The organism is Ruegeria sp. F11, from assembly GCF_056533855.1.
The window spans coordinates 348,457-374,905 of record NZ_JBQFOW010000002.1 but is presented as its reverse complement, the minus strand read 5'-3'; the positions used below and the strand labels follow the sequence as shown (position 1 = coordinate 374,905).

The 26,449-nt window shown below is 60.9% G+C and carries 26 protein-coding genes, 1 other RNA gene and 1 riboswitch; of the genes, 13 read left to right on the top strand and 14 right to left on the bottom strand.

The window, feature by feature from the left end; genetic code table 11:
* Nucleotides 1-40: 40 nt before the first annotated feature.
* Nucleotides 41-1,396, top strand: a complete 1,356-nt coding sequence (hemN, locus tag ACR0NJ_RS04390) for an oxygen-independent coproporphyrinogen III oxidase (RefSeq protein ID WP_480815913.1) — start codon at nt 41-43, stop codon at nt 1,394-1,396.
* Between the two features lie 205 nt (nt 1,397-1,601).
* Complete coding sequence (locus tag ACR0NJ_RS04385) at nt 1,602-3,527, top strand: elongation factor G (protein ID WP_480815912.1); 1,926 nt, start codon at nt 1,602-1,604, stop codon at nt 3,525-3,527.
* Between the two features lie 21 nt (nt 3,528-3,548).
* Here ACR0NJ_RS04385 and ACR0NJ_RS04380 read toward each other — a convergent pair whose 3' ends face one another.
* The 5 genes from ACR0NJ_RS04380 to ACR0NJ_RS04360 all read right to left on the bottom strand — a co-directional run bounded on the left by ACR0NJ_RS04380 (nt 3,549) and on the right by ACR0NJ_RS04360 (nt 9,914).
* Nucleotides 3,549-5,126 carry an ABC transporter ATP-binding protein gene (locus ACR0NJ_RS04380; RefSeq protein WP_480815911.1) on the bottom strand — a complete coding sequence of 526 codons (1,578 nt, stop codon included), beginning with the start codon at nt 5,124-5,126 and terminating at the stop codon, nt 3,549-3,551.
* The gene (locus ACR0NJ_RS04375; RefSeq protein ID WP_480815910.1) at nt 5,123-6,229 is read right to left on the bottom strand and encodes an ABC transporter permease; all 1,107 of its coding nucleotides are present in this window, start codon (nt 6,227-6,229) and stop codon (nt 5,123-5,125) included. The genes ACR0NJ_RS04380 and ACR0NJ_RS04375 overlap by 4 nt, the downstream gene beginning before the upstream one ends.
* The gene (locus ACR0NJ_RS04370; RefSeq protein WP_480815909.1) at nt 6,230-7,315 is read right to left on the bottom strand and encodes a microcin C ABC transporter permease YejB; all 1,086 of its coding nucleotides are present in this window, start codon (nt 7,313-7,315) and stop codon (nt 6,230-6,232) included. It lies immediately after the preceding gene.
* 9 nt (nt 7,316-7,324) lie between these two features.
* Complete coding sequence (locus ACR0NJ_RS04365; RefSeq protein WP_480815908.1) at nt 7,325-9,229, bottom strand: extracellular solute-binding protein; 1,905 nt, start codon at nt 9,227-9,229, stop codon at nt 7,325-7,327.
* Between the two features lie 172 nt (nt 9,230-9,401).
* Entirely contained in the window at nt 9,402-9,914 is a 513-nt protein-coding gene (locus tag ACR0NJ_RS04360; protein ID WP_480815941.1) for a c-type cytochrome, read from the bottom strand.
* 119 nt (nt 9,915-10,033) lie between these two features.
* Between ACR0NJ_RS04360 and ACR0NJ_RS04355 the strand changes: the two genes are divergently transcribed.
* On the top strand, nt 10,034-10,867 hold the full coding sequence (locus tag ACR0NJ_RS04355) for a prephenate dehydratase (protein ID WP_480815907.1): 834 nt from the start codon (nt 10,034-10,036) through the stop codon (nt 10,865-10,867).
* Nucleotides 10,868-10,978: 111 nt separating this feature from the next.
* Here ACR0NJ_RS04355 and ACR0NJ_RS04350 read toward each other — a convergent pair whose 3' ends face one another.
* Genes ACR0NJ_RS04350 through nudC form a run of 3 tightly spaced genes read right to left on the bottom strand, consistent with a single transcriptional unit; the run spans nt 10,979 to nt 12,969 of the window.
* The gene (locus ACR0NJ_RS04350) at nt 10,979-11,443 is read right to left on the bottom strand and encodes an N-acetyltransferase family protein (RefSeq protein ID WP_480815940.1); all 465 of its coding nucleotides are present in this window, start codon (nt 11,441-11,443) and stop codon (nt 10,979-10,981) included.
* A gap of 35 nt (nt 11,444-11,478) precedes the next feature.
* Nucleotides 11,479-11,946: an SRPBCC family protein gene (locus tag ACR0NJ_RS04345; RefSeq protein WP_480815906.1), complete on the bottom strand. Its 468-nt coding sequence runs from the start codon at nt 11,944-11,946 to the stop codon at nt 11,479-11,481.
* Between the two features lie 39 nt (nt 11,947-11,985).
* Nucleotides 11,986-12,969 carry an NAD(+) diphosphatase gene (gene nudC, locus ACR0NJ_RS04340; RefSeq protein ID WP_480815905.1) on the bottom strand — a complete coding sequence of 328 codons (984 nt, stop codon included), beginning with the start codon at nt 12,967-12,969 and terminating at the stop codon, nt 11,986-11,988.
* 177 nt (nt 12,970-13,146) lie between these two features.
* On the opposite strand from nudC, the gene ACR0NJ_RS04335 reads away from it, so the two are divergent.
* The 3 genes from ACR0NJ_RS04335 to rsgA all read left to right on the top strand — a co-directional run bounded on the left by ACR0NJ_RS04335 (nt 13,147) and on the right by rsgA (nt 16,345).
* A complete protein-coding gene (locus tag ACR0NJ_RS04335) occupies nt 13,147-15,021 on the top strand; it encodes a bifunctional 2',3'-cyclic-nucleotide 2'-phosphodiesterase/3'-nucleotidase (protein ID WP_480815904.1) in 1,875 nt (624 codons plus the stop codon).
* Between the two features lie 39 nt (nt 15,022-15,060).
* An RNA gene (gene ffs / locus ACR0NJ_RS04330) (signal recognition particle sRNA small type) lies at nt 15,061-15,159 on the top strand.
* 157 nt (nt 15,160-15,316) lie between these two features.
* Entirely contained in the window at nt 15,317-16,345 is a 1,029-nt protein-coding gene (gene rsgA / locus ACR0NJ_RS04325) for a ribosome small subunit-dependent GTPase A (protein WP_480815903.1), read from the top strand.
* A 32-nt stretch (nt 16,346-16,377) separates the two neighbouring features.
* Here the strand turns inward: rsgA and ACR0NJ_RS04320 are convergent, their stop codons facing one another.
* Nucleotides 16,378-17,271, bottom strand: coding sequence for an alpha/beta hydrolase family protein (locus ACR0NJ_RS04320; protein ID WP_480815902.1), 894 nt, complete (start codon nt 17,269-17,271; stop codon nt 16,378-16,380).
* Nucleotides 17,272-17,393: 122 nt separating this feature from the next.
* A riboswitch (cobalamin riboswitch) is annotated at nt 17,394-17,614 on the top strand.
* Nucleotides 17,615-17,704: 90 nt separating this feature from the next.
* Here ACR0NJ_RS04320 and ACR0NJ_RS04315 point away from each other — a divergent pair.
* Nucleotides 17,705-18,112, top strand: coding sequence for a hypothetical protein (locus ACR0NJ_RS04315; RefSeq protein WP_480815901.1), 408 nt, complete (start codon nt 17,705-17,707; stop codon nt 18,110-18,112).
* A 1-nt stretch (nt 18,113) separates the two neighbouring features.
* On the opposite strand, the gene ACR0NJ_RS04310 is transcribed toward ACR0NJ_RS04315, so the two are convergent.
* The gene (locus ACR0NJ_RS04310) at nt 18,114-18,617 is read right to left on the bottom strand and encodes a protein-tyrosine phosphatase family protein (protein ID WP_480815900.1); all 504 of its coding nucleotides are present in this window, start codon (nt 18,615-18,617) and stop codon (nt 18,114-18,116) included.
* A gap of 110 nt (nt 18,618-18,727) precedes the next feature.
* On the opposite strand from ACR0NJ_RS04310, the gene ACR0NJ_RS04305 reads away from it, so the two are divergent.
* The 3 genes from ACR0NJ_RS04305 (at nt 18,728) to recR (ending at nt 21,929) form a co-directional block, all read left to right on the top strand.
* On the top strand, nt 18,728-20,545 hold the full coding sequence (locus ACR0NJ_RS04305) for a DNA polymerase III subunit gamma/tau (RefSeq protein ID WP_480815899.1): 1,818 nt from the start codon (nt 18,728-18,730) through the stop codon (nt 20,543-20,545).
* 384 nt (nt 20,546-20,929) lie between these two features.
* Nucleotides 20,930-21,274 carry a YbaB/EbfC family nucleoid-associated protein gene (locus ACR0NJ_RS04300; protein ID WP_480815898.1) on the top strand — a complete coding sequence of 115 codons (345 nt, stop codon included), beginning with the start codon at nt 20,930-20,932 and terminating at the stop codon, nt 21,272-21,274.
* Nucleotides 21,275-21,335: 61 nt separating this feature from the next.
* The gene (gene recR, locus ACR0NJ_RS04295) at nt 21,336-21,929 is read left to right on the top strand and encodes a recombination mediator RecR (protein ID WP_170783035.1); all 594 of its coding nucleotides are present in this window, start codon (nt 21,336-21,338) and stop codon (nt 21,927-21,929) included.
* Nucleotides 21,930-21,962: 33 nt separating this feature from the next.
* Here recR and ACR0NJ_RS04290 read toward each other — a convergent pair whose 3' ends face one another.
* Complete coding sequence (locus tag ACR0NJ_RS04290; protein WP_480815897.1) at nt 21,963-22,484, bottom strand: hypothetical protein; 522 nt, start codon at nt 22,482-22,484, stop codon at nt 21,963-21,965.
* A gap of 100 nt (nt 22,485-22,584) precedes the next feature.
* Between ACR0NJ_RS04290 and ACR0NJ_RS04285 the strand changes: the two genes are divergently transcribed.
* Nucleotides 22,585-23,073 carry a hypothetical protein gene (locus ACR0NJ_RS04285; protein ID WP_480815896.1) on the top strand — a complete coding sequence of 163 codons (489 nt, stop codon included), beginning with the start codon at nt 22,585-22,587 and terminating at the stop codon, nt 23,071-23,073.
* Here ACR0NJ_RS04285 and ACR0NJ_RS04280 read toward each other — a convergent pair.
* On the bottom strand, nt 23,070-23,699 hold the full coding sequence (locus tag ACR0NJ_RS04280) for a ribonuclease T2 family protein (protein WP_480815895.1): 630 nt from the start codon (nt 23,697-23,699) through the stop codon (nt 23,070-23,072). The two genes, ACR0NJ_RS04285 and ACR0NJ_RS04280, sit on opposite strands and share 4 nt — an antisense overlap.
* A 130-nt stretch (nt 23,700-23,829) precedes the next feature.
* Here ACR0NJ_RS04280 and ACR0NJ_RS04275 point away from each other — a divergent pair, with 130 nt between their 5' ends.
* Together ACR0NJ_RS04275 and ACR0NJ_RS04270 are read left to right on the top strand one after the other, a co-directional pair.
* Nucleotides 23,830-24,591, top strand: a complete 762-nt coding sequence (locus tag ACR0NJ_RS04275) for a DUF1013 domain-containing protein (protein WP_480815894.1) — start codon at nt 23,830-23,832, stop codon at nt 24,589-24,591.
* Between the two features lie 52 nt (nt 24,592-24,643).
* On the top strand, nt 24,644-25,033 hold the full coding sequence (locus ACR0NJ_RS04270) for a hypothetical protein (protein WP_480815893.1): 390 nt from the start codon (nt 24,644-24,646) through the stop codon (nt 25,031-25,033).
* 59 nt (nt 25,034-25,092) lie between these two features.
* Here ACR0NJ_RS04270 and ACR0NJ_RS04265 read toward each other — a convergent pair whose 3' ends face one another.
* Both ACR0NJ_RS04265 and ACR0NJ_RS04260 read right to left on the bottom strand, forming a co-directional pair.
* The gene (locus tag ACR0NJ_RS04265) at nt 25,093-26,124 is read right to left on the bottom strand and encodes a permease (RefSeq protein WP_480815892.1); all 1,032 of its coding nucleotides are present in this window, start codon (nt 26,122-26,124) and stop codon (nt 25,093-25,095) included.
* Complete coding sequence (locus tag ACR0NJ_RS04260; RefSeq protein ID WP_480815891.1) at nt 26,117-26,425, bottom strand: ArsR/SmtB family transcription factor; 309 nt, start codon at nt 26,423-26,425, stop codon at nt 26,117-26,119. The genes ACR0NJ_RS04265 and ACR0NJ_RS04260 overlap by 8 nt, the downstream gene beginning before the upstream one ends.
* Nucleotides 26,426-26,449: the final 24 nt, after the last annotated feature.

Here is a 26,449-nt window from a genome sequence, read left to right as displayed (position 1 = left end):
GTCAATGCAGCCAAGTTACCCAATGCCTAAAGGTTTCTGTATGATAGTGAAACCTCAATTGGCACGGCTTGGACTATTTGACGCGAAAGTACCGCGTTATACAAGCTATCCCACCGCCCCCCACTTCAGCAATGACGTGGGGGCCGATTTGTTTGGCGATTGGATTTCGGGAATCAAACCCGGCAGCGCCATCTCGCTGTATATCCACGTTCCGTTCTGCCGCAGGCTGTGCTGGTTCTGCGCCTGCCGGACGCAAGGCACGCAAACCGACAACCCGGTGATCGCCTATGCGGACGTGCTGAAGACCGAGCTGGATCTGCTGGCCGCGCGCCTGCCCAAGGGCGTGGTTCTGTCCCGTCTGCATTGGGGCGGCGGCACCCCGACCCTGCTGCAACCGGACCTGATGCGGGATCTGGCGGGCCATATCCTTGGGATCGTGCCCTTGGGACAGGATGCCGAATTTTCGGTCGAGATTGACCCCAACGAGATTGACGAGGCCCGTCTGGATGCGCTGGCCGAGGCCGGGATGAACCGGGCCTCGATCGGGGTACAGGATTTCGACGACGAGATTCAAAAGACAATCGGGCGCATCCAGAGCTATGACACAACCCGCGATGCGGTGGATATGATTCGTGCCCGCGGCATCACCAGCCTGAACGCCGATATCCTCTATGGCCTGCCGCACCAGACCAAGACCCGGATGACCGAAAGCGTGCAAAAGCTGCTGTCGCTCAGCCCCGACCGGGTGGCGCTTTATGGCTATGCGCATGTGCCGTGGATGGCGAAACGCCAGCAATTGATCCCATCTGAGGCGCTGCCCACGCCCGAACAACGGCTGGACCTGTTCGATACCGCCCGCCGTCTGTTCATGTGGGACAACTACGCCGAGATCGGCATCGACCACTTTGCCACGCAGGATGACGGACTGACCCGCGCGCTGCGTGAGGGTCGGCTGAAACGGAACTTCCAAGGCTACACCGACGATCAGGCCCAGGTTCTGATCGGCATTGGCGCCAGTTCGATTTCGCGGTTCCCGCAGGGTTACGCGCAGAACGCGCCCGCAACCTCGGCGCATACCAAGGCAATCCGCGACGGCAGCTTCTCAACCTCGCGCGGGCATCTGTTCAAAGGTCAGGACATCCTGCGCGCGCGCCTGATCGAGGCGTTGATGTGTGATTTTCAGATCAACTCGGTTGAAATCCTGCGCGACTATGATGTGACGGCGGCAGAGCTGAACGCGATGTACCAGAGCGTAAACAACGCATTTGACGGGTTGCTGCGCGTCACCGATGACGGTTTGTTCATTCCGCACGAAGCGCGCCCGCTGACCCGCATGATCGCACGCCGTTTCGATGCCTATGACCTCAGCAAGGCCGGGCACAGTTCCGCAATTTGACCTCTTATCGGCGGGCCTGTTTTCCGGCCCGCCCTTCTCATACCGGCACAGGGGCTTGACGCAGGCCTCTGGTTTTCTCCACACTCGGGACGTGCCATTCGCACCCTGAGGCAGGCGAATTCGCAGACAGTTCTTGCCAGCGCATCCGTGCGCGGCAGCCCTTTTCGTGCAGGTATATCTGCAACCTGAAAGAGGGACAGCACTCATGCGCGTTTTCACCGTCCTCGGCCCCAGCCAATCGGGCAAAACCACTCTGGTCGAGGCTATCAGCCGCCTCGACGGGCGGCCCACCACATTCGATGTTTCCGGAACCGTGCATTTGCACGGTTTTTCTTACTTGGACGAGCCATGGTGCGCGATTGACGTGGATGGCGGCGGCGATGCACTGGCCTATGTCGGCCCGGCCATGGCGATCTCGGACGCCGCTGTCGTCGTCGTGCCGCCCGACCCGGACGCCGCCGTTCTGTGCGCGCCATATCTGCGGCTGGTCGAAGAGGCTGGCATTCCCTGTTTCCTGTTCATCAACCGGATGGACAGCCCCAACGGGCGAATCCGCGATATCATCGCCGCGCTGCAGACCTATTGCACCCATCACATCGCCCTGCGTCAGGTTCCGATCCGCGACGGCGACACGATCATCGGCGCGGTTGATCTGATCTCGGAGCGGGCATGGAAGTATCAGGAAGGGCAACCCTCGGCCCTGATCGAACTGCCGCAGTCGGTTGAGGATCGTGAACAGGAAGCGCGCACCGAGTTGTTGGAGACGCTGTCGGATTTCGACGATAACCTGCTGGAGCAACTGATCGAAGACAAACAGCCCCCCAGCGCCGAGGTCTATGATCTGGCCGCGCAGGTGCTGCAGAATCACCAGCTGATCCCGGCCTGTCTGGGTGCGGCGAGCCATGGCAACGGCCTGACCCGCCTGATGAAGGCCCTGCGGCACGAAGCACCCGAGTTCAACATCGCCGCAGATCGCGACGAGGCCGCCGAAAGCGCCCGCGCCATTGCCGGGTTTGCGGATGTCAAAAAGCACATCGGCAAGATCATCGTCCTGCGCGGTCTGGGCGACGGGGTGAAAGCGCATGAAAGCCTCGGCGGAGAAACCGTCGGCAACCTGAGCACGCTGGACGCCAAAACCCAGATCGGCGCGCTGGAGGCGGGCCAGATCGGGCTGGCGGTGAAGTCGGATCACCTGAACCCCGGTTTCCTCTATGACAGCAGTTCGGCAACGCCTCTGCCGGAATGGGCGGCCTCGCACCCAGTGGCGCATCGGCAGGTGGTGTCCCCGGCCCATGAACGCGACGATGTGCGCCTGTCGAACGCGCTGTCCCGGCTGGTCGAGATCGACCCGGGCTTGCATCTGGAACAGGACGAACTCAGCGGTCATGCGGTGCTGGGCTCGCAAGGGCCCCAGCACATGCGCCGCGTGACCGCCAAGCTGGACGAGGATTTCGGGATCGAGATCGAGGCCGCACCGGTCGAAACCGCCTATCGCGAAACCATTCGCTCGACCATCGAACACCGCCACCGGCACCGCAAGCAATCCGGCGGCGCGGGGCAGTTCGCGGATGTCGTGATCTCGATCGCGCCGATGCCGCGCGGGTCGGGGTTTCAGTTCGACGAAGTGGTCAAGGGCGGAGCGGTTCCCAGAAACTACATCCCCTCGGTCGAACATGGCGCAAAGGACGCGCTGGTCGAAGGCCCCGAGGGCTTCCCGGTCGTGGACGTCAAAGTCACGCTGAGCGACGGCAAGCACCACAATGTCGACAGTTCGGACTATGCCTTCCGAACCGCAGGCAAAAACGCCGTGCGCGAGGCGCTGCCGCAGGCCAAGCCGGTTGTGCTGCAACCGGTTCTAAACGCCGAGATTCACCTGCCCTCGGACTTCGTGGGCGATCTGGTGCCCACGATCAGTTCGCTGCAGGGTCAAGTTCTTGGGTTCGAGGGCAACCCCAACGCCTCGGGCTGGGAAATCTTCAACGCCCAGCTGCCCGCTGTGGCCGAGGATGAACTGCACCGAACGCTGGCCAGCGCCACTCGCGGCACCGGCTGGGTCAAGCTGACCTTCGATCATTATGAGGAATTGCGCGGACCAGTTCCCACATCGGCCAGAAACAAGGAAATGGCCTAAGTTCCAAGGCGCGGGCTGTTCTCAGCCCGCTGCCGCAATCAGTTCGCGGGTGTAGTCCGTCTGGGCATTCTCGAACAGGTCTTCGGCGGCCCCCATTTCAATCACATCGCCGTTCCGCATGACGATGACGTTGTGCGACATGGCCCGAACGACTTTCAGGTCATGGCTGATGAACAGATAGGCCAGCCCGTATTTCCGCTGCAGTTCACGCAGCAGATCGACGATCTGCACCTGGACCGTCATATCCAGCGCGCTGGTGGGTTCGTCCAGCACCAGCAGTTTGGGCCGCAGCACCATGGCGCGCGCGATGGCGATGCGTTGCCGCTGACCGCCCGAAAACTCGTGCGGATACCGGTCCATTGATGCGGGGTCGAGACCCACTTCGGTCATCACCTCGGCCACCAGTTCTCGGGGCGCGCGGTGGGGGTCCACCTTATGAATCGCCAACCCCTCGGCAATGATCTGCATACAAGTCATGCGCGGGCTGAGGCTGCCGAACGGATCCTGAAACACGATCTGCATATCCTTGCGCAACCGCCTGAGTTCGCGCGTCGACCAGCGGCGCACGTCCTTGTCGCGGAAGGTGATGCCGCCCTCGGACGCAATCAGCCGCATGATCGCCAGCGCCAGAGTCGTCTTGCCTGACCCGCTTTCGCCCACAATCCCCAGCGTCTCACCCGCGCGCACGCTGAGCGTCGCGTCGTTGACGGCCTTCACGTGGCCGACGGTCCGTTTCAGGAACCCGCGCTGGATCGGGAACCAGACTTTCAGGTGATCGGTGCGGGCGACTTCTTCGGCATCTGGCTGCACTGGATCGGGATGGCCCGAGGGTTCAGCCGCCAGCAGCTTGCGCGTATAAGGGTGCTTCGGGTTGTCGAAGATTTCGGTCGTCACGCCGGTTTCGACAATCTCGCCATCCTTCATCACACAGACCCGGTCGGCAATGCGGCGCACGATACCAAGGTCATGGGTGATGAACAGCATCCCCATATTCTCGGATTTCTGCAGCTCGGCCAGCAGTTCGAGAATCTGCGCCTGAATGGTGACGTCCAGCGCTGTTGTCGGCTCATCCGCGATCAGGATATCGGGCTTGTTCGCCAGCGCCATGGCGATCATCACCCGCTGCCGTTGTCCACCCGACAATTGGTGCGGATAGCTGTCCAGACGTTCTTTGGGGTCACGAATACCGACCTTGGTCAACAGTTCCACAATCCGGTCCCGCGCCGCGTCCCCGGTCAGCCCCTGGTGCAGGGCCAACGATTCAGCCATCTGTTTCTGGATCGTGTGCAGTGGGTTGAGCGAGGTCATCGGCTCCTGAAAGATAAAGCTGATATCGTTGCCGCGCACATCCATCAGACGCTGCTCGGATGCGCCGATCATTTCCTGCCCGTCATAGGTGACGGACCCTTCGACAATCGCGCTGTCGCCCAGCAACGACACGGTGGACAGCGCGGTGACGGATTTGCCCGACCCGGATTCGCCCACCAAAGCCACCGTCTCACCCCGATCCACGGTGAAGGACACGCCCTTGACCGCCGCCGACACCTGCCCATCCTGCCGGAACGAGACCTTCAGGTTGTTCACATCCAGCAGGCTCATGAGAAGGTCTTTCTGGGATCAAATGCATCGCGCACGCCCTCAAAAATGAAGACCAGAAGCGACAGCATGATGGCAAAGGTGAAAAACGCGGTGAAGGCCAGCCACGGAGCCTGCAGGTTTTGTTTCGCCTGCAAGGTCAACTCTCCCAAAGACGGGGCCGAGGAGGGCAGGCCAAAGCCAAGGAAATCCAGCGAGGCCAGCCCGCCAATGGTCCCGGTGACGATGAAGGGCATGAAGGTCAGCGTCGCAACCATCGCGTTGGGCAGCATATGGCGGAACATGATGGTCATGTTACCGACGCCCAGCGCCCGCGCGGCGCGCACATATTCAAGGTTGCGCGCCCGCAGGAATTCGGCCCGCACGACGCCGACCAAACCGGTCCAACTGAACAAGATCATCAGCGCCACCAGCAGCCAGAAACTTCGCCCCAGAATGGCGAACATGATGATGATCACGTAAAGCGATGGCGTCGCCGACCAGATTTCGATGATGCGTTGGAAGATCAGATCCAGCCAGCCGCCGAAAAAGCCCTGAATGGCCCCGGCGAAGATGCCGATCAGGCTGGCGGCCCCGGTGACGATCAGCGTGAACAGGATCGACAGGCGGAAGCCATAGATCACCCGCGCCAGCACATCGCGCTTGGTGTCATCCGTGCCCAGCAGGTTCTGCCCGTTTGGCGGCAGAGGGGCGGCTCCGGGGCGGTCCACGCTGGTATTGAAGGAATAGGGGATCAGCGGCCAGATCGCCCAGCCGCGTTCATATCCTTCGGCCTCGAACGTGCCTGCCTTGATCTCGTCGATGATGCCTTCGGGGTCGTCGAAACAGTCTTCCAGACCTCCGCTGTCGATCAGGCACATCACCTCGGGGTCTCGATAGATCGCTTCGGTCTGGAAATCACCGCCGAACTCGGTCTCAGCATAGAAGTTGAAGATCGGCGTGTAGAACTCACCCCGGTATTTGACGAGGATCGGTTTGTCATTGGCGATGAACTCGGCAAACAGAGACAGGCCGAACAGAACCGAGAAGATGATCAGCGACCAGAACGCCCGGCCATTGCGCCGGAAATTGCGCCAGCGGCGCTGGTTGAGGGGGGAAAGCGCCATCTACCCCTCCCGCTTTTCGAAGTCGATGCGGGGGTCGACCAGCACATACATCAGGTCGCTGATGATGCCGACGACCAGCCCCATCAGGCCAAAGATGAAGAGCGTGCCGAAGATCACCGGATAATCGCGCGCCACGGCGGCCTCGAACCCGAGACGGCCCAGACCGTCGAGCGAGAAGATGGTCTCGATAATGATCGAGCCACCGAAGAACACGCCGATGAACACCGCAGGAAAACCTGCGATCACGATCAGCATGGCATTGCGGAACACATGGCCATACAGCACCTTGCCCTCGCTCAGACCCTTGGCGCGGGCAGTCATGACGTATTGCTTCTTGATCTCATCCAGAAACGAGTTCTTGGTCAGCAGCGTCAGCGTCGCAAAGGCCGAGATCGTCAGCGCAATAATCGGCAGCGCGATGTGCCAGAAATAGTCGGCGACTTTACCAAACAGGCTCAGGCTGTCCCAATTGTCCGAGGTCAGCCCCCGCAGCGGGAAGATCTGCCAGTAGGATCCACCCGCGAACAACACCAGCAGAAGGATCGCGAACAGGAAACCGGGGATGGCATAGGCCACGATGATCGTGCCGCTGGTCCAGGTGTCAAAGGTCGACCCGTCCTTCACCGCCTTGCGAATACCAAGCGGGATCGACACCAGATAGGCGATCAGAGTCGACCACAGACCCAATGAGATCGACACGGGCATCTTTTCAAGCACCAGATCAATCACGCTGATCGAACGAAAATAGCTCTCACCAAAATCCAGCGTCAGGTAGTTGCCCATCATCTCAAAGAACCGCTGGACCGGAGGTTTGTCGAAGCCGAATTCTTTCTCGAGTTCCTCGATGAATTCGGGCGGCAGACCCCGGGCACCGATATAGCGGTCAGTGACGCCGCCGGTTTGCTGTTCGATATCACTGCCGCCTCCGGCGATGCCTTCGAACACGTCACCGCCGCCTTCCATCTGGGCGATGATCTGCTCAATCGGGCCGCCGGGGACGAACTGAACCAGCGTGAAGTTGACGATCATGATCCCAAGCAACGTTGGAATGATCAGTAACAGACGTCTTAGAATATAGGCTCCCATGAGGGCGGATTACCTCAACGCGCCCGAGGACTTCAACTCGGCTTCTTTCTCGGCATTGATCCACCACAGGTCTTCGACACCCAGCGCATAAGGCGGCAGGTTTTCGGGATGTTCGTACATGTCCCAATAGGCGACCCAGTATTTGCCCAGATACCATGTCGGCACCATGATCCGCTTGGCACGCAGCACGCGATCAAGGGCGCGGACATTGGCATAGAGTTCCTCGCTTTCGGTTGCGGCGACGATGTTGTCGATCAGCGGTTCAATATCGGGGCCATGCGCGCCCGAGGGGTTGAACACCGAATACGAGGCCGCCTCGGTCCCGAATTGCTGATACAGGCCGGTCGAAGGCTGCAGCGAGGTCGGGTATCCGCCAACGATCATGTCAAAATCGCGGTCGCGACGGCGCAGGGTAAACTGGGCATTATCCACCCGGTTGTATTTCGCGTCGATGCCCATGGCGCGCAGATTGTCTACGAAGGGCTGGATGATCCGATCCAGAGTCGGCTGATCCGACAGGAACTCAATCGACAGCACTTCGCCGCTTGCGTTGCGGCGTATGCCGTCATCGCCAACCAGCCAGCCGGCCTCATCCAGCAGTTTCATGGCGACCCGCAGGTTGCGGCGGTCGTTTTGCCGGCCCGGTCGGGATTCATGGGCCCTGACGGGTTCATCGGTCAGAACAGCCGGGTCCACCGCATCGCCGAGGGCCTGCAGCACCTCAAGCTCGCGCCCTTCCGGCAGGCCGGTCGCCTCAAGATGCGTGCCTTCCCAGAACGAGCTGCGCTGCTGGAACAACCCGTATTGCAGGCTTTCGTTGGTCCATTCGAAATTATAAGCAAGCTGAACCGCTTCGCGCACGCGGGGGTCCTGAAACTGCGGGCGGTCCAGGTTCATCACAAAGCCAGATGCTGTCGGGACGCTTCCATCCTCAAGCTCGGCGCGGATCACAAATCCATCCGACAGCGCCGGAAAATCATAAGCGGTGGCCCAGCTTTTCGAGTTGTTTTCCTGACGCAGAGTGAATGTCCCGGCCTTGAACCCCTCCATCGCGGCGATCGAGTCGCTGAAATACTCGATGCGGATGGTGTCATAGTTGTTTCGCCCGACATTTACGTTGATGTCATCGCCCCAATAGTCGGGGTTGCGCTTGTACACGATGCGTCGGTTGATGTCATAGCTGTCCAGAAGATACGGGGCCGATCCGATCCCCGGCACCAGACGGGATTTATCCAGACGGCGGTTTTCCGGGTCGGCTTCGAACCACGCTTTGGAAAACACCGGTGTACCGCCCACCTGCGAGATCAGCGCCCGGCGCGGAATGTCCGGGGCAAAGTAGAATTTCACCCGATGCTCATCCAACGCTTCGGCGCGGGGAATGCGCTTGCGCACGGCATCCGCGTAAGATTTCAGCCCCTGATCAAGCAAAAGGTCATGCGAGAACACAACATCCTCGGCAGTCACCGGTGTGCCGTCTGAAAACCGCGCCTCGGGGCGCATGTTGAAGATCACCCAATCCTGACTTTCCGGGTATTCCAGGCTTTCCGCCAACAGCCCGTAATAGGATGCGGGTTCGTCATAAGACGGAACCAGCAGGGATTCGTACTGATCCGCCGACCGCGCCCCGGCCCGGCCCTGCCGTGTGAAAGGGTTGAAGCTGTCAAACGTGCCCTGTGCGGCATAAGACAGCTCTCCGCCCCGTGGGGCGTCAGGGTTCACATAGTCGAAATGGGCGAAACCCTCGGGGTATTTCAGATCGCCAAATTCCGAGAAACCGTGACTTTTTATGATCTTTTCTTCGGCAAACACCTGCGTTGCAGCCAGCAAGACCAGGATCAGCCCAATCACCGATGCATGAGCCACCCTTCTGAAATCCAATACGCGCGCCTGTACGGAAACTCTGTCGGATCTCATGGTGCTCATCCCCTGCTTCGCCTTTGCCTTTAATCTTATAAGCGCCAGCTAAATGACCAGCACTGTCAGGTTCAAGTTTAGAATGCGTGAACGCTTTGTGAAGATGTGTAACAGACAAAAAAAGCCGCTGCACAAGGCAGCGGCTTAAAAACTTTCAAGCTCGGTCGCGCAATCAGTTGCCGATTGTCTGCAGATAAGCAATCAGATCGGCGCGCTCTTCCGGCTTTCTCAGACCGGCAAAGCTCATGGATGTGCCCGAGATATAGGCGCTTGGGCGTTCCAGGAAGGCGTCCAGTGCTTCGGGTGTCCAGTTGCCGCCATGCGCCTGCATCGCTGCCGAATAGCCGGTGAAGCCTTTGGCAGAGGCAACCGGGCGGTCCACGATGCCGAACAGGTAGGGGCCCGTGCCGTTGGCGCCGTCTTCCAGCTTGTGGCAAGCGGTGCATTTGCGGAACACGCGCGCGCCTTTTTCCGGGTCCGCTGCGGCCAGCATATCCTCGAACACCACTTCTTCGCCGTCAGCGCTTTCACCCGCGCTTTCGGTTTCGATAATGTAAGCGGCTTCGGCATCGCCATGACCACCGCCATGATAGAGGATGTCTGCCCCCCATTTGGCCAGAAGCAACACCAGGAAGGTGCCAAACAGGCCTGCGGCGGCCTTGGTAACTGTCATCGTGTCGAACATTGATCGCGAGTCCATTTCAGCTGTCTGCGGGGTGTCTAAGGCTTCCCCTGACAAGAGGCAAGGTATAGACACCGCGACTAAACGCCCAATTCAAGAACTTGTTGCACGGAATCGACCAAATGACCAAACGTATAGCCTTTCAGGGGGAACCCGGCGCCTATAGTCACGAGGCCTGCCGCAACGCACGTCCCGACATGGAGGCCCTGCCCTGCCGTACGTTCGAGGATGTGATCGAATCGGTCCGCTCGGGTCAGGCCGATCTGGCGATGCTGCCGGTCGAGAACACGACCTATGGCCGGGTGGCCGATATCCACCGGCTGCTGCCCCACAGCGGGCTGCACATTATCGACGAGGCTTTTGTGCGGGTTCACATCAACCTGCTGGCCGTGCCGGGCGCAAAACTGTCGGATATTACCGAGGCGCATTCTCACCTCGTCCTGCTGCCGCAATGCGCCGGGTTCCTGACCGAACACGGCATTCGCGGCCGGGTCAGCCCCGACAACGCCCGCGCCGCGCGCGAGGTGTCCGAGGCGGGCGACATCCACTCGGGCGCATTGGCCAGCGAATTGGCGGGTGAGATCTATGGGCTGAACGTTCTGGCACGCCATATCGAGGACCATGACGACAACACGACCCGCTTTCTGGTGATGTCGCGGCAGGCGAATCTGACGCGCCGGGGCGATCACGGCATGATCACCAGCTTCGTGTTTCAGGTGCGCAACATTCCGGCGGCGCTGTACAAGGCGATGGGCGGGTTTGCGACCAACGGTGTGAACATGACCAAGCTTGAAAGCTACATGCTGGATGGCTCGTTTACCGCGACCCAGTTCTATGCTGACATCGTCGGCCACCCGGATGATCGCAATGTGCAACTGGCGATGGATGAGCTGGCGCACTTCACGACAAATGTTGAGATTCTGGGGGTTTACCCGGCGGCGCAGCCGCGGGGGTGACAGCGTTTTTGTGCGTGCCAAAGCAAAGCCAGATCGACCCGCCAAACCGAAAATCCGGGTTGGGTCCAAATCATTAACCAGGCAGTTGACGGCGGGGCTGGAAGCAACGCTCTAGTCCTGAAGTCGAAAGGCCTTTGAAACCGTTCCCGCGCCCAGACGGTATTGCCTGAACCCCATTGCTTCGTAGTAAGCCAGCCCCTCGGCGTTACCCGCGCCAATTGTCGCGTCAATTGCAGGTAATCCCTGCTGCCGGGCTACCTCTAAGGTTCTTGCAAACAAAGCGCGCCCAACACCGCGTCGGGCTGCAGAAGGTCGGATATGTGTCCCGATCACACCCCAGCCGACCGGCGCACCATACGGGTTGTTCTCGGTCGCGTTCTTCATGGACTGAAATCCGAGGACGACCCCGCTTGCATCCGTTGCTACCGTGCATTGGATTTGGTCATCGTGACCAATGTAATGGGTCCGAGCGAACTCTGTCGTACTTGGCTTGTGACGTTTACCGGCTGTTACCAGTTCCTGAAGAACGTCAGCGATCCCTGCCGCGTCTTCCAAACTGGCTTGTCTTATGATCACGCGGTCCAAATGAATTTCCGTCCCGACTGAGGGCCTCAAGACCCATAAAGATGCCGCTGCTCCAGTTCCCTCGCAAACTCACTGAGCCGCACCTGAAACTGCTTGCGAAAGCGCGCCTGCCCCAGTTTCAGAGATTGCAGCAACAGCCGCGCGGGCAGGGATTTGGCGGCCAGGGACATCTCGACATTCAGCCGTGTTCTGCGCTGCGACAGGGCAAGGAAATCCACGGTCGTGACCCCGGCCATGCCTTTACTGTTGGCCTCGAACCGCATCTGGGTGGGCCGGTCGCAATCGGTCATCAGGACCGACATTTGCCGGGGTTTGCCGCGCAGTTTGAACTCGGTATGCCAGGCGGTTCCGGTGTCGAACGGCGCGCCGCCTGCCGTCCGCCGCACCTCGATCCCCCGGCGCATGGCCAGACGTTCGAACCGTTCGAAATCAGAAACCATCTCGAACACTGAATTGATCGGGGCCTCGATATCTTCGCGCGCTGAAAACTGCATGTTGTCCTTTGCCGCCCGTGCATTGGGGCCAGTTTTTCCTCAGTCCAGCGTATCTGCAAGCCAGTTTTGCAAAAGGAAATGCGCAATCGCGCCTTTGCGGGCGGGCAGCAGACTGGGATGCTCGCCCGCGAAGGCCTGCATCATCTCGGTTTTGCTGACCCACATCGCCTGTTCGATCTCGACCGGATCAATCTCGATCTCGCGCGACAGCGCTTCACCCGCGCAGCCGAACATCAGCGAGGCCGGGAACGGCCAGGGCTGGCTGGACAGGTACGACACCGCACCGACGGGCACGCCCGCCTCTTCCATCACTTCACGGCGCACGGCGGCTTCGAGCGTTTCACCGGGTTCCACAAACCCCGCCAGCAGGGAAAACATCCCCTCGGGCCAGCCGGGGGACCGCCCCATCAGGACGCAATCGCCATGGGTGATCAGCATGATCACAACCGGATCGGTGCGGGGAAAATGCTGACCGCCGCAGGACGGGCAACTGCGCTGCCATCCGGCCTGAGACAGCTCGCTTGGCGCACCGCAGCGGGCGCAAAAGCGATGCGTCTGATGCCAGCCGATCACGGCTTTGGCGGTCGCCGCCAGTTCCGCGTCGCGCGCGGACAGGCGGGTCATGATCCGGCGCAACTCGGCAAACACATACCCTTCGGGCAGGTCCGGGTGCTGCTGTTCGGACTTATCGACGAATTCGCCCAGCCCAGTCAGATCAAGCCCTTCCGCCGCCCAATCCGAGATATCGGCGGCAAAAACCGGCGCGCCCGCCTCGGTGCATCCCAGAAAAATTGGTGCTTCCACCACCCCGCCCGGACCATTGCAAATCAGATCATGGCTCATCGGGATCAGTGCAAGCTGATCCAGCCCTTCCCCCCGCACCAAAAGCTTTCCGCGCCAGACCAGCGCGCATCTGGCCATCGGATCACGACGCGCTGCATCCAGCTTGTCACCATCACCGCGAAGATGTGCCGCCCGGTTTAGGCCCGAGCCGCCAAATGTCACCAGTTCCGCGTTTTTCATTGAACGTCCTTTGGGTCTTGCGCACAGGGCTGCCACGTCTCACCCGGCGTTGCAATGGCAATTCACGGCCCCGAAGCCTCGGTATTGCCACGGAAAGGTCGCAAGGCAGCCCCGGAAAATTCATCTATTATACTTCCTAGTGAATTTGATTAAGAAACAGCATCCAAAAGTAGAAAATTGATATTAAACAAATCTTTAACTGGGCGAGAGCTCGAAAAAAAACTTCGGGCCAAAATCCGTATTCTTGCGACCACCGACCTGCATATGAACCTGACCGGCTTTGATTACTACGCCGACCGGCCCGATCCGGCGATTGGTTTCACGCGAACGGCCACGCTGATCCAGCAGGCCCGGGCGCAAGCGGGCGATGCCCTAACCCTGCTGTTCGACAATGGCGATTCCCTGCAAGGAACACCGCTGGGTGAATGGGCAGTGACCGAGGCGGAACGCCATCCGTTGATGCAGGCATTCGCGGTGCTAGGCTATGATGCAATCGGGCTTGGAAACCACGACTTTGAGTTTGGGTTGCCGGTACTCGACCACATTCTCGCGCAGGCCCCCTTCCCGGTGGTCTGCAGCAACATGCACCGCCGGGGCGCTCGGCAGGGTTGGGCAGACAGCACAAGTCTTGAGCGCACGGTATCCCTGAACGGAAAGCCTGCAACCATCCGGATCGGAGTGGTGTCCGTTCTGCCGCCGCAAACCACCCGCTGGGCCTCTCACTTGTTGCTGGACGAGGTTGTCGCCGAGGACATTCTGGAAGCAGCACGGAAGCAGGTGCAACTGCTGCGTGCTGAGGGTTGCGATCTGGTCATTGCGCTGTCGCATTCCGGCCTCGGCGGGTCAGAGGCCACGCCCGGATTGGAAAACGCCACCATCCCTCTGGCCGCGATTGACGGTATTGATGCGGTCATTGCCGGTCATACGCATCTCACCCTGCCCGGCCCGGCGCATGACGGGCTTGCGCATGTGGAACCTCTGGCCGGGCGCATCTATGGCAAACCTGCCGTCATGGCCGGATCGGCGGGCTCTTATTTGGGAGTGATCGATTTGTCGCTGTCTCAGGACCACCGGGGCATCTGGCGGGTTGAAGAAAGCCACGCCGACTTGCACCCGGTCTTGCCCGACACCGACCCCGTTCCCGAACACCCCGATTTGGTCCGGCTTTTTGCACCAGCGCATGAGGGGACGCGGGCCATGGTCGCCGAACCGGTCGCCCGAATTGCCGATGATCTACACAGCTATTTCAGCCTCTGCGCACCGGATCGGGGGCTGGCGTTACTGGCGGCGGCGCAGGCTGCAGCGTTGCGCCCGCACCTGATTGGCCCCGATCTGGCCTGCCTGCCGGTCCTGTCGGCTGTTGCGCCCTGCAAAAGCGGCGGGCGATCCGGCCCGCGCTGGTACAGTGACGTCCCCGCCGGGGAAATCTGCCTGCGCCACATCGCGGATCTGCATTTGTTTCCCAACGAATTGCGGGGGATCATCGCGACGGGCGCTCAGGTGCAGGAGTGGCTTGAGATGTCGGCGAGCGTCTTCAACCAACAGGCCCCCGGTCAAACCCGTGATCTGATCGATTCCCGGCGCGTGGGATACAATTTTGACGTTCTTTTTGGCCTCAGCTACCGGATCGACCTGTCCCAACCCGCGCGTTTCGATGCCGAGGGGGCCTTGACGGACCTCACCCACCAACGGGTCAGAGAGGTTGAGTTCCAAGGCAAGCCAATCGATCCGGACCAGAGATTTGTCGTCGCGCTGAACAATTTTCGCGCCAGCGGAGGCGGGAATGTCCGGGCGCTGTTAAATGCGCGACTCCTTGACCTGCCCAAGGTGGACATAAAAGAGGTTCTGCGGGCTTACCTGTCCAAAAACCTGCCGCAGGACCCGCTTGAAAATGCTCGGCACCCTTTCTCGTTTTCCCCTATTTCAGGAGCCTCTGCCATCCTCAGAACCGGTCCCGGCGCGATCAAGTATCTGGACGAGCTGGACATCTTTGCCCCTGAACAACTGGGGCGCGACGGGGACGGGTTCGAGCAGATACGCCTGACACTCTGACGGGTTGTCTTTTGCCCGGCACCTGCCTATACCGGGGATTGAGAGGTTGGCGCGGGCGAGCGCCTCGCCAACCTGGTCAGGTCCGGAAGGAAGCAGCCACAACGAGCCCCGCTTGGGTCGATGTCCAACCTCTCACTTATTCAAACCCGAGCCGCAGGAGGGCTTTTATGAGTGTAGCAAAGACCCTTCGGGCAGAGCGGTTCTGAACCCTATCCACGCGACTGCCTGAACCCATGACCGACGGATGCGCGCCCGCCATCTGTGGGTTTTGCTGTACCTGAACACAGGCAGACCAATGACTTTGACGCTTACGGATCTTGGATGGTCCTCTCACTTTGCCGCGCAGCACGCGGCCAATCCTTCGTGCAATCCCTATCGCATCACCGCCGTTCACCGCGACCGGCTGATCGGAGTGAATGCGGAGGGCGAAGCGCCTCTGCTGTCCCCGGATCGGCCCACGGGCGATTTCGCCGTTGGCGACTGGGTGCTTAGCGACGACCATAACCGAATCCGCCACCTGCTGGAGCGGCGTAGCACCCTGCAACGCCGCGCCGCAGGCACCGAGGCCGAGGCGCAGCTTATCGCCGCCAATGTGGACGTGCTGTTCATCGTCAGCTCGTGCAACGCCGATTTCAACCTGCCCCGGCTGGAGCGATATCTGGCTCTTGCCTATCAATCCGGCTGCTACCCAGTTGTGGTTCTGACCAAGGCAGACACCTGCGCCGATCCTTCGGACTATGCCGCCAAGGCACAGGGGTTGGCACCGTTTCTGACGGTTCTGACGGTGAATGCGCTGGAGGCTGATGACATGCAGCAGGTTCTGTCTTGGTGTCCAAAGGGACAAACAGCCGCGCTGGTCGGGTCGTCGGGCGTGGGTAAGACCACGTTAGCAAACGGGATGACCGGGCGACAGGACGGTACTGCCGACATTCGCGAGGACGACGCGCGGGGGCGGCACACCACTACCGCGCGCGCCCTGCACCGGATGCAAAACGGCGGTTGGCTGATCGACACGCCGGGCATGCGCGCCCTGCGCCTGCTGGACGCGCATGAGGGCGTGGATGAGGTGTTCTCGGACATCCTCGAACGTGCCGCCTTATGCCGGTTTTCGGACTGTCAGCACGAGGCCGAGCCCGGTTGCGCCGTGCAAGCGGCCATTGCAGACGGCACGCTGGATGCCGACCGGCTGGAGCGTTGGCGGAAGCTGCGGCGCGAGGATCAGAGGAACTCGGAAACCGTGGCGCAATCGCGGGCTCGCGACAAGGCGTTTGGCAAAATGGTGCGGTCCGTGATGCAGGACAAGAAATCCCGCAAAGGGCTATGACTGCAGGGGCACTGGGTTCCCGGTGCCCTTTCTCAGCCAATCAGGCGCGGCCAGACAGCTGCGTTACGCCGCGCAAAAACGCCGATATGGCCGATCTCGCGCAGTCCGAAATCCTGCGGGGACAGCAGATGCCGTTTTGCCTCAGGCCCGTACAGATCGGCCAGCCGCCAGACGGCTTGCGGCGGCACCATCTGATCGTCTTCAAATGTGAACAGATCCACCGGCACGCCTGAGCCGGCCCATTTGGCCTCTGGCAGCCCCTTGCCAATCTCGGGCACGTAGTTCAGCGGCGCCGTGCACCACCGACGCCACTGCCAATACACAGGCGCAGGTAAATCCGAACCAAACCCCAGCGCCTTGCCCGGCAGATAGCCCATCATCCGCACCGCCAACGGCGCGTGGCCGTACCAGAACAGCCCCGCCAGCGCCCGATAGGGCCAGGGGTGATCGGTCAGCGTGACCAGCCCAGAGCACACGCAGATCATGCGGTCGATCCGGTCGATATCCGGCTGCACCGGCCCCAGCATCGCGCCGACCGAATGGCCAATGGTCCAGTGCTGCGCGTTGGGAAAACGCCGCCGCATCTCGGCGCGGGCAGCGGGCATGTCGGTCAGAGCCCAATCCGCCATCGTGACCGTCGAGTGCTTCAGTGACCCCGACGCGGACGTCCCGAAATCGCGATAGTCATAGGTCAGGCAGGCCATGCCCCGCTCAGATGCCAGCCACTGCGCGAAATGCCGGTAATAGTCGCGCGGAACGCCGGTGGCGCTGTTCAGCGCGACAACCGTTTCCGGCTCGGTCACAGGCTGGTACAACCGCGCCGACAGCATCGCCGGGCCGGAGGGAAACTGAAAATCTTCGGTCAACACCGTCTGCTGCGCGTCCAACATGGCACCCTCGGAATCAATCTGAACCAATCGGTTCATTTTCTGATCAGGCGCTGAACGGCGCGCGCAAGTCAACAGCGAACCCGCATGACCAAACGTCCGCTTCGGGCGATCAGCGCAAAACTCGGATCAAGATCAGCTTGACTCGGGCCCCGGCCAACCGCTAGCGATTGTGTGATGGTTTCCGGCCCCCACAAGGGGTCGGGATGAAAAGGGAACTCGGTGCGGTTCTGCCCGGCTTTGCCGGAACGAACCAAGGCCGCGACTGCCCCCGCAACTGTAAGCGGTGAGCACTGCCGGAACACCACTGGCCGAAAGGCTGGGAAGGTCGGCAACGCTTTGACCCGCAAGTCAGGAGACCTGCCATCAAAAACTGAAACCGAAACTCGGGCGGGGTGTCCGGGCAGGTCCTGACAGCTTCGCGCAGTCCCGCCTGATCCGCATCCCCCGTCCGCCGCGCGGAGGGCGCAGGATGATCTGGAAGACGAAGACACATCAATTCACTGCAACCGTATGCCAGCGGACCGGCAAAACCTGCCCGGCGCTGGCCCAAATGGCGCGGGCGCTGACGCAAGCGGTTGCGCAGGCCGGGCCCGTAACCACCGATGAATTCGAAATCGAAGGCAGCAGCGAATTGAGTTTCTGTTCCGGCGGCTGCACCGCCTGGTTTCGGGCGCGCCCGGATCAGGTCCGGGTGTTTTGCGGCAAGGCGGCCGGGGATGATCTGGAAGCGCTGGACCGCTATGCCGACATGATCTTTGGCACCGGCTTGACCGCTTTGCCCTCAAGCGCAATCACCAGCCCGCCCTGCGCCATGCTTGAAGTCACCGCAATTGCCCCGCGCGAAGTGCCAGCGCAGGTTCATCAGGTTTCGGTCTGATTCACGCGTCACTCACCACCTGTGCCGTCCCGACGGCCCAGGCCATCTGCCCCTCGGTCTCGACCGCGCAGGCCCGGATGGCCCGCAACCGTGACAGTGCCTTGTCCGGGGCCTCTCCGCTTTCGACCATCAACCGCAGGACAACCATGCCCGACCGGCCACAGCCACCCCGGCAGTGAACCAGCACCCGCCCGCCACCGGACAGCGCTTGCCGCACCGTTGCGCTGACCGAGGGCCACGCGTCGACGACCTCCTGTGGCGGCGCACCAAAATCTTCAACCGGCAGATGCACCCAACGGCTGGCGCGGCCCTGAATATCGCTGCCAAAATCCTGCGCACCGTGCTGCAACAACTCAACCGCAGTAGTCATCGAAATCACCAGCCCCGGTTTCCAGTCCGAAATCAGGTCCAGATCGCCGGAATAATCCCCGCTGCAGCCTGGAATCGGCGTCAAAGCCAGCGTACCGCCCCCAACCTGCAGGGCATAGATTGCCATCTGAGACATAAACCGAGCCCCCTCGTACAATAATCGCCAAAAATACAGTCTCTGAAATAGGCTGAACCAGTTTACGCAAGGACCGGCGTTTTCCAAAACAAAAATCCTGACGACACGCTGTGGACGCGGGCGGCGGCGACCTCTACGCTGCGGCAGACCTCGAATCCGCGAAAGCAGACATGACCGACACGCCCAGCCCCGCCTATCAGGTTCTCGCCCGCAAATACCGCCCGGAAACTTTCGCCGATCTTGTGGGACAGGACGCGATGGTGCGCACGCTGAAAAACGCGTTCGAGGCCGATCGGATCGCGCAAGCCTTTGTCATGACAGGCATTCGTGGCACCGGCAAAACCACCACGGCCCGGATCATCGCCAAGGGGATGAACTGCATCGGGCCGGATGGTCAGGGCGGCCCCACGACAGAACCTTGCGGCCAGTGCGAGCATTGCCTAGCGATCATGGAAGGCCGCCATGTCGACGTGATGGAGATGGACGCCGCCAGTCGCACCGGCGTGAATGATATCCGCGAGATCATCGACAGCGTGCGCTATCGCGCGGCCTCGGCCCGTTACAAGATCTACATCATCGACGAGGTCCACATGCTCTCGACCAGCGCTTTTAACGCGCTGCTCAAGACGTTGGAAGAACCGCCCGAGCATGTGAAATTCATCTTCGCCACCACCGAGATTCGCAAGGTGCCGGTCACAGTCCTGTCCCGCTGCCAGCGCTTCGACCTGCGCCGGATCGAGCCCGAGGACATGATCGGCCTGCTGCGCAAGATCGCCGACGCCGAAGGTGCTCAGATCGCCGAGGACGCGCTGGCGCTGATCACCCGCGCCGCCGAGGGCTCGGCCCGTGACGCGACCTCGCTGCTGGATCAGGCGATCAGCCACGGCGCGGGTGAGACCAGCGCCGATCAGGTGCGCGCGATGCTGGGTCTGGCTGACCGGGGTCGCGTGCTGGACCTGATCGACATGATCCTGCGCGGCGATGCGGCGGGCGCGCTGACCGAACTCAGCGCGCAGTATGCCGAAGGGGCCGACCCGCTGGCCGTCCTGCGCGATCTGGCCGAAATCACGCATTGGGTGTCGGTGGTGAAAATCACGCCCGACGCCGCCGAAGACCCGACCGTTTCCCCCGACGAACGCGCCCGGGGCCAGCAAATGGCCGAGGCGCTGCCGATGCGCGTCCTGACCCGCATGTGGCAGATGCTGCTGAAAGCGCTGGACGAGGTCTCGGCCGCCCCAAATGCCATGATGGCCGCCGAGATGGCGGTGATCCGCCTGACCCATGTGGCCGACCTGCCCAGCCCCGAAGAGCTGATCAAACGCCTGCAGGACGCCCCGCCTCCGCCAAATGGCCCCGGTGGCGGTGTCCCTCTGTCCAACAATGGCGCACCGCCGGTTCAGGCCAGCGCCGCGCCTGCCACCTACACCCCTGCCCCGCGCGGATCGGGCAGCGCACCCGTGGCAGCGCTGGCGCAGGAGACACAAGCCGCGCTCGCCCGCTATCCGACCTTTGACCACGTGGTCGAACTGATCCGCGCCAACCGGGACGTGAAGCTGCTGGTCGAGGTCGAAACCGGCCTGCGTCTGGTGTCCTACCAGCCGGGCCGCATCGAATTCACCCCTGCCGCGCAGGCTCCAACGGACCTCGCCCCCCGGCTCGGCTCTGCCCTGCAACGCTGGACCGGCAACCGCTGGGCAGTGTCGATCGTCTCCGACGGCGACGCGCCAACCATTGCCGAAGTGCGGGACAAGGCCGAACTTGCCCTGAAAGCCGAGGCCGAGCAGCATCCGCTGGTGCAGGCCGTGCTGGCCCAGTTCCCCAAGGCAAAGATCGCCCGAATCGAAACTCCCGAAGAACGCGCGGCCAAGGTCGAAACCGAAGCCCTGCCCGAGGTCGAAGACGAATGGGACCCGTTCGAGGAGGATTAATTCTTTCGCTCGCGGCTTCAGAGGCGATGGCAGAAGTCTGCGACAAAGAGCGCGCACGTTGGGATCCTGCCTCTGGCCCGGCATCTATACTTGACGAGTTCCTAGCGCTTACCCTGAACCCAATCATTCTAGGTCTGTTAACACTGTCCGTCCTCGCAGCCTTTTCAAAGTGGCGCATTCCAAAGTGGATTTTCGCGTTTGTCTGGATTTTGCTCACCTTCATGATTGGAATAGATCATTATGGCCCTGTTCTGGACGATGTTCGTTGGGCAGCAATGCAAGAAGGCTGTATTGGATCACCCCTCTTGTTCCTCGCCCTCGCAATTGCGATATGTGCGAAACTCATACACGGCGCGCTGCGCCCCCGCATATAGGAGAATACCGATGCTCAAAGGACTAGGCGGTCTGGGCGATATGGCCAAGATGATGAAATCCGCGCAGGACCTGCAAACCAAGATGACCGAGATGCAGGAGGAACTGAACAATCTGATGGTTGTCGGCGAATCCGGTGCGGGCCTGGTCAAAGCCACCGCCACCGCCAAGGGCGAGCTCAAGGGTCTGGACATCGACCCATCGATCTTCAACGGCGACGACAAGGAAGTGGTCGAAGACCTGATCCTCGCCGCCATCAAGGACGCCCAGACTAAGGCCACCGAGCGCGCGCAGGCCGAGATGGCCAAGCTGACCGAAAGCATGGGCCTGCCTGCAGACATCAAGCTGCCGTTCTGATCTTTATCTTTTCAAAAATACTCCCGCCGGAGGCTCCCTCCGGCGTCACACAGGACAGCCCGTGAGTTCGAACAGCGACATCGACAATCTGATCGACCTGATGGCCAAGCTGCCCGGCCTCGGCCCCCGCTCGGCCCGCCGGGCGGTGCTGCACCTGATCCGCAAACGTGCCCTGCTGCTGACGCCCCTGTCCGACGCCATGCAGCAGGTCGCCATCACCGCCCGCGAATGTCTGAACTGCGGTAATGTGGGCACCACCGACATATGTGACATCTGCGATGCCGAGGCCCGCGCGACCGGCGAGCTCTGCGTGGTCGAAGACGTCGCCGACCTCTGGGCGATGGAGCGCGCAGGCGTATTCAAAGGCCGCTACCACGTGCTCGGCGGCACGCTCTCTGCGCTGGACGGCGTCGGCCCCGACGAATTGCGCATTCCCCGCCTCAAGGACCGGGTCACAGCCGAAGGCATCACCGAGGTCATCCTCGCCCTAAACGCCACCGTCGATGGCCAGACCACCGCCCATTATATCGCCGACCAACTGGAAGGTCAGGTCCGACTGACCTCACTGGCGCAAGGCGTACCGATTGGGGGCGAGTTGGACTATCTGGATGACGGGACGATTACGGCGGCGCTCAGGGCGCGGAAAGAACTCTGAACCTTTCAGAGGTTCCTTTCATTAATGCACGATCTAGGTTCTGGTAATATTGCAGCGTAGCAGCCATTCGCCAGGCAAAACGTTAACGGCCACGTTGTTCGGTAGTCTGTAAAATGACATGGTGCGATAGCTCCAAGCGTATGGAACGCATTCTTTTAGTGCCGCCGCATGCAAAAAGAACTGAAACTCCCTTGGAGCATTTCGTAGTGTATCAAAGAATGAGTTTCGAAACTCTGCCTCCGCACCAAATGCACTGATTTCTCTGTTGCGCAGGATGGTTGCGTAAGCGCCGACAAATACAGCCGACAGGACCATGGTCAAGACAACAAACATAGGCAAGATCACTGGGGATTTGAATGCAAGCCTTTGCAAAAACGCGCTGACCAAAAACCCAAGAAGACCGCCAAGTAACACGAAGACTGGCCAAAAAGGGGCACCCAATCGACCGTTCCAAAACGTAAGAAGAGCGATGGGCTGAAACACACCTCCGAAAAGGACGATTGCAGTTACGGAGTAAGCTAAAACGCCGAGCAGAGCGGTGAATAGTAGCTTCATTGGCTCCCTATCATCCTAATATTTCATTAAAATTACAGCTTTGTAATTCAAGAAAAGATCACTAACGTCAATAGATCGATATTAGTTTCAGAGTAGTTCAATGCACCGCCTTCTCGCCTTCACCCTCGCCGCTTTCACCGCAACCGCTGCCCTGTCGCAACAGCTCATCGACAAAGGCTTCGTCGAGGGCTGGAACATCATGATGGATCCCGCGCTTGGCAACGGGTGTCTTATCCAGACGGTGTATCAGGACCTCTCGGTGGTGCGCATAGGCTATGACGCGCTGGACAATCGTGGGTATTTCGCCGTTTACAACAAGGCCTGGGGCGACATTAAGCAGGGCGTGAGCTATCCGATCCGGTTTGACCTCGACGGGAAAAGCTTCGACGCCACCGCCATCGGGTTCAATGAACGCGACGTGCCGGGGGCGACTGTGTTCTTCACCGACCGCAATTTCGTCACTGCGATTGCGCAGAACAAGACCCTGACCGTTTACAACCCGGCAGGTGAGACCGTCATGGCGATTGATCTGAAAGGCACGGCCAAGGCGCTGGAATACGCGCGGGAATGCCAAAGCGGCGAGCTTTAACGAATCGGATCGAACAGCGCGTCCGTCGCAGTGCAGTCGCGGATCACGTCCCGGCCACAAGGCACTGGACCAAGCGCGCGGGACAGGCACAGGCGGACCTCTTCGATATAGCCCTGTTTGCAGGTGATGGTGATCATGTCGGGTTCAAGCGTCGGGTTCGCCTTCAGAAACGCCTCTTCCACTACCGAGGCGGGCAGTTTGACCGACTGGTCCAGCTTGCGGAACACCGGCGGGCGCTGGACGCCCTCATAGGCCCGCCGGGACAGCGCGAAATAGTCGGACGCAGAAAGCCCCGTGCACGTCCCGTGTTTCTTCCACTGATGCCACGCTAGGCCGGAAGACCCCTGAATATCCTCCATTTCGCGGGTCATGGCCCGCGATGGCGGGGCCTTTGGCGTGGGGCAGTACGAAGGCCAGCCCTGATGATATTGCGGCCAGAGCCCATGCAGGACCCAGCCGTGATCATGCCGGGCATCGCACTGGTCCGAGCCACGCGCATCGCCTGTCCGGGCACACCAATTGGGCGACCAGCTGAGCGACAGGATGTAGTAGTCGAATTCCCCGGCCTTCTCGCCCTCGGCCAGCGCCGCTACGGCGCTCAGCACCCACAACAAAACCCAGCGCATTCGCCTCTTCCCTTCTTACCCTGACGAGACTATATAGGCCCCAAGTTCCCCGACAACGGAAACCTGCCCCAAGACCTCGGGGCCGCCGAATTCCGGCGACGGGACAGATGTATTCATAGGAGACGGGCTGATGGCAAAACCCCTGATGGCCAAGGCAACCGCCGTATGGCTGGTGGACAACACCACGATCAGCTTCAAGCAGATCGCGGATTTCGTAGGCATGCACGAGTTGGAAGTGCAGGGCATAGCAGACGGCGACGTGGCCGCTGGCGTGAAAGGGTTCGACCCGATTGCCAACAACCAGCTGACTCAAGAAGAGATCGACACTGCGCAAAACAACCCGCTACACAAGCTGAAGCTCAAGTTCAATCCGTCTGCCGCTGGTGAAGAAAAGCGCCGTGGCCCGCGCTACACGCCCCTGTCCAAGCGTCAGGACCGCCCGAACTCGATCCTGTGGCTGGTCAAGTTCCACCCGGAACTCAGCGACGGCCAGATCGCCAAGTTGGTCGGCACCACCAAGCCGACGATCCAGTCGATCCGCGAGCGCACGCACTGGAACATCTCGAACATGCAGCCCATCGATCCTGTCGCTCTGGGCCTGTGCAAACAGTCGGAACTGGATGCCGTCGTTCAAAAGGCCGCCGCGAAGAAAGCCGCCGAGGGCGGTGTCATGAGCGATGATGAGCGCCGCAAGCTGGTTTCGACCGAGCAGTCGCTGGAAATGGACACCGCGCCCAAGATCCCGACCGCCATCGAAGGCCTAGAGACCTTCTCGCTGTCCGACGATTCCGAGGATGAGAAAGAAGACGAACCGATGGTCGACGCGGACAGCTTCTTCAACCTGCCCAAAGGCGGCGGTGAGGAAGAAGACGAAGAGACCCCGCGTTTCTGATGCTCTGACAGCCCCGGCCTGAACGGTCCGGGGCTTTTCTTACGGAAAACCCATGCTGAACGTTCTGTCCGCTGTTTTTGGCCCGCACCGCGCCGTTTCGATCTATGCCTTTTTGAAAACCTGGGGGCTGGGTCTGGCCGGAGGCGTGGTCATGATTGTCATCGTCACCAGCCTTTTTGTACTGGGCGATGACGGCGAGCACGAGCATCACTCCTTCATGACCGTCCCGGTCCTGTCGGCCACTGCAATCAACGGAGACCTGCGGAACGGCGTCATCGCCTCGGTCCGGTTGCCGGATGGTTCCGCTGCCTCGATCACCTCGACCGAGGCACCGGTGTCCCAGACCGTCGGCACCAGCGCCTGTGTGGAAAAGCGGGTTTACGTGGAAAGCGGCGAAGCGCGCTATCGGTTCAAGCTTCCACGCTTCTGCGAAGCGGGTTGAGTTATTGAATGTCTAAGAAAATACCGCCCGGCGACAGTGCCGGGCGGTTTTTTTTGTTTTCAGATCATCTGGAACAGGATGCCAGCGACGATTGCGCCGCCGACCCCCAGGCCCAGATAGGTGGCAAACACGCGTGGTTTGACCAGTGACCAGACCGCCGCCATGGCCGGTATCGAACTGACCGCCCCGGCGACCATAAAGGCCATCGCGGCACCTGCGCTCATGCCCTGTTCCATCAGGCCCGCCAACAGGGGCGGCGCGACGTAGGAGTTCAGGTAGGCGGGCATTCCGACCAGCGCGGCGGTGACGATAGGCAACACGCCTTCGCCTCCGACAACGCGGGCGATCAGATCGGCGGGCACGTAGCTGACCAGCAACGCCTCCAGAACATAGGCCAGCGCCAGCCATTTCAGCAGGAACAGACCGTTGTGGATGAATTCAGATTTGAAGCGCTGGATACGCTCGGGCTCTTGCCAAAACTTCCACACCGGTTTGTCATCCTGTTTTGGACCACAGCCGCAACATCCTGCAGGTTTGTAGACGCGCAAGGGCTGCGCAAAGGCCCCCTGCTTCATCAGCAGACGCACGGCGAAGCCTCCGAACAGGCCCAGCGCGACAGCTGCGACCGCTTTGCCAATGGCAAACGGCCAGCCCAACGCGCCTGCGGTGATCAGCAGGGTCGGCGGGTCGATCAGCGGTGAACTCAGCCAGAACGCCATGACAGCGGACAACGGAGCGCCTAGGGCCAGCAATCCGGCGATGAAGGGAATGACCTCGCAGGAACAGAACGGGGCCAGGCCGCCGAAGAGTGCGGCCAGAAAGATCATCCGCGTTTCGCGCCCTTCAAAGGCGCGCGCCACCATTACCTCGGCCCCGGTGGCCTTGAGGTAGGACAGCAGAAGAACGGCGAACAGGATGTACTGGCCGGTATGCGCCAGCGCTTTGGCAGCAAAGGTGATAACCTCGGTCCAGTTGCCCGGGTCCAGAACGGCCACCGCAGCAAGGATCGCGACGATCAGCGCCCAGGGGGTCTTGATCAGATCGACCAGAGCCTTTGCCGAGGCTTTGGGGTTTTGCGTCAACTCAGCCATCGTTCGCGGCCTTTCCCACTTCGTCAGCGCAGCATTCACTGAGGATGAACTGCGCTAGATTTCTAAGCTCGTCATAGCAGGCGCGGTTGATCGTGCTGCGCCCGTTTTTCTCTTGCTCGACAACGCCCCCGGCCGCGAGGAACCGCAGGTGATGCGCCAGCGTGGACGGCGCAATACCCGTCCGGTTTTGGATTTCTCCGACGGTCAGTCCGGCCTCACCAGCGCGGACCAGCGTTTTCAGAACCTTCAGCCGGGCCTCGGACCCCATGGCTGAAAAGCCTGCTGCGGCGGTTTCCCACATCTGATCTCTCCATAAAACTAATTT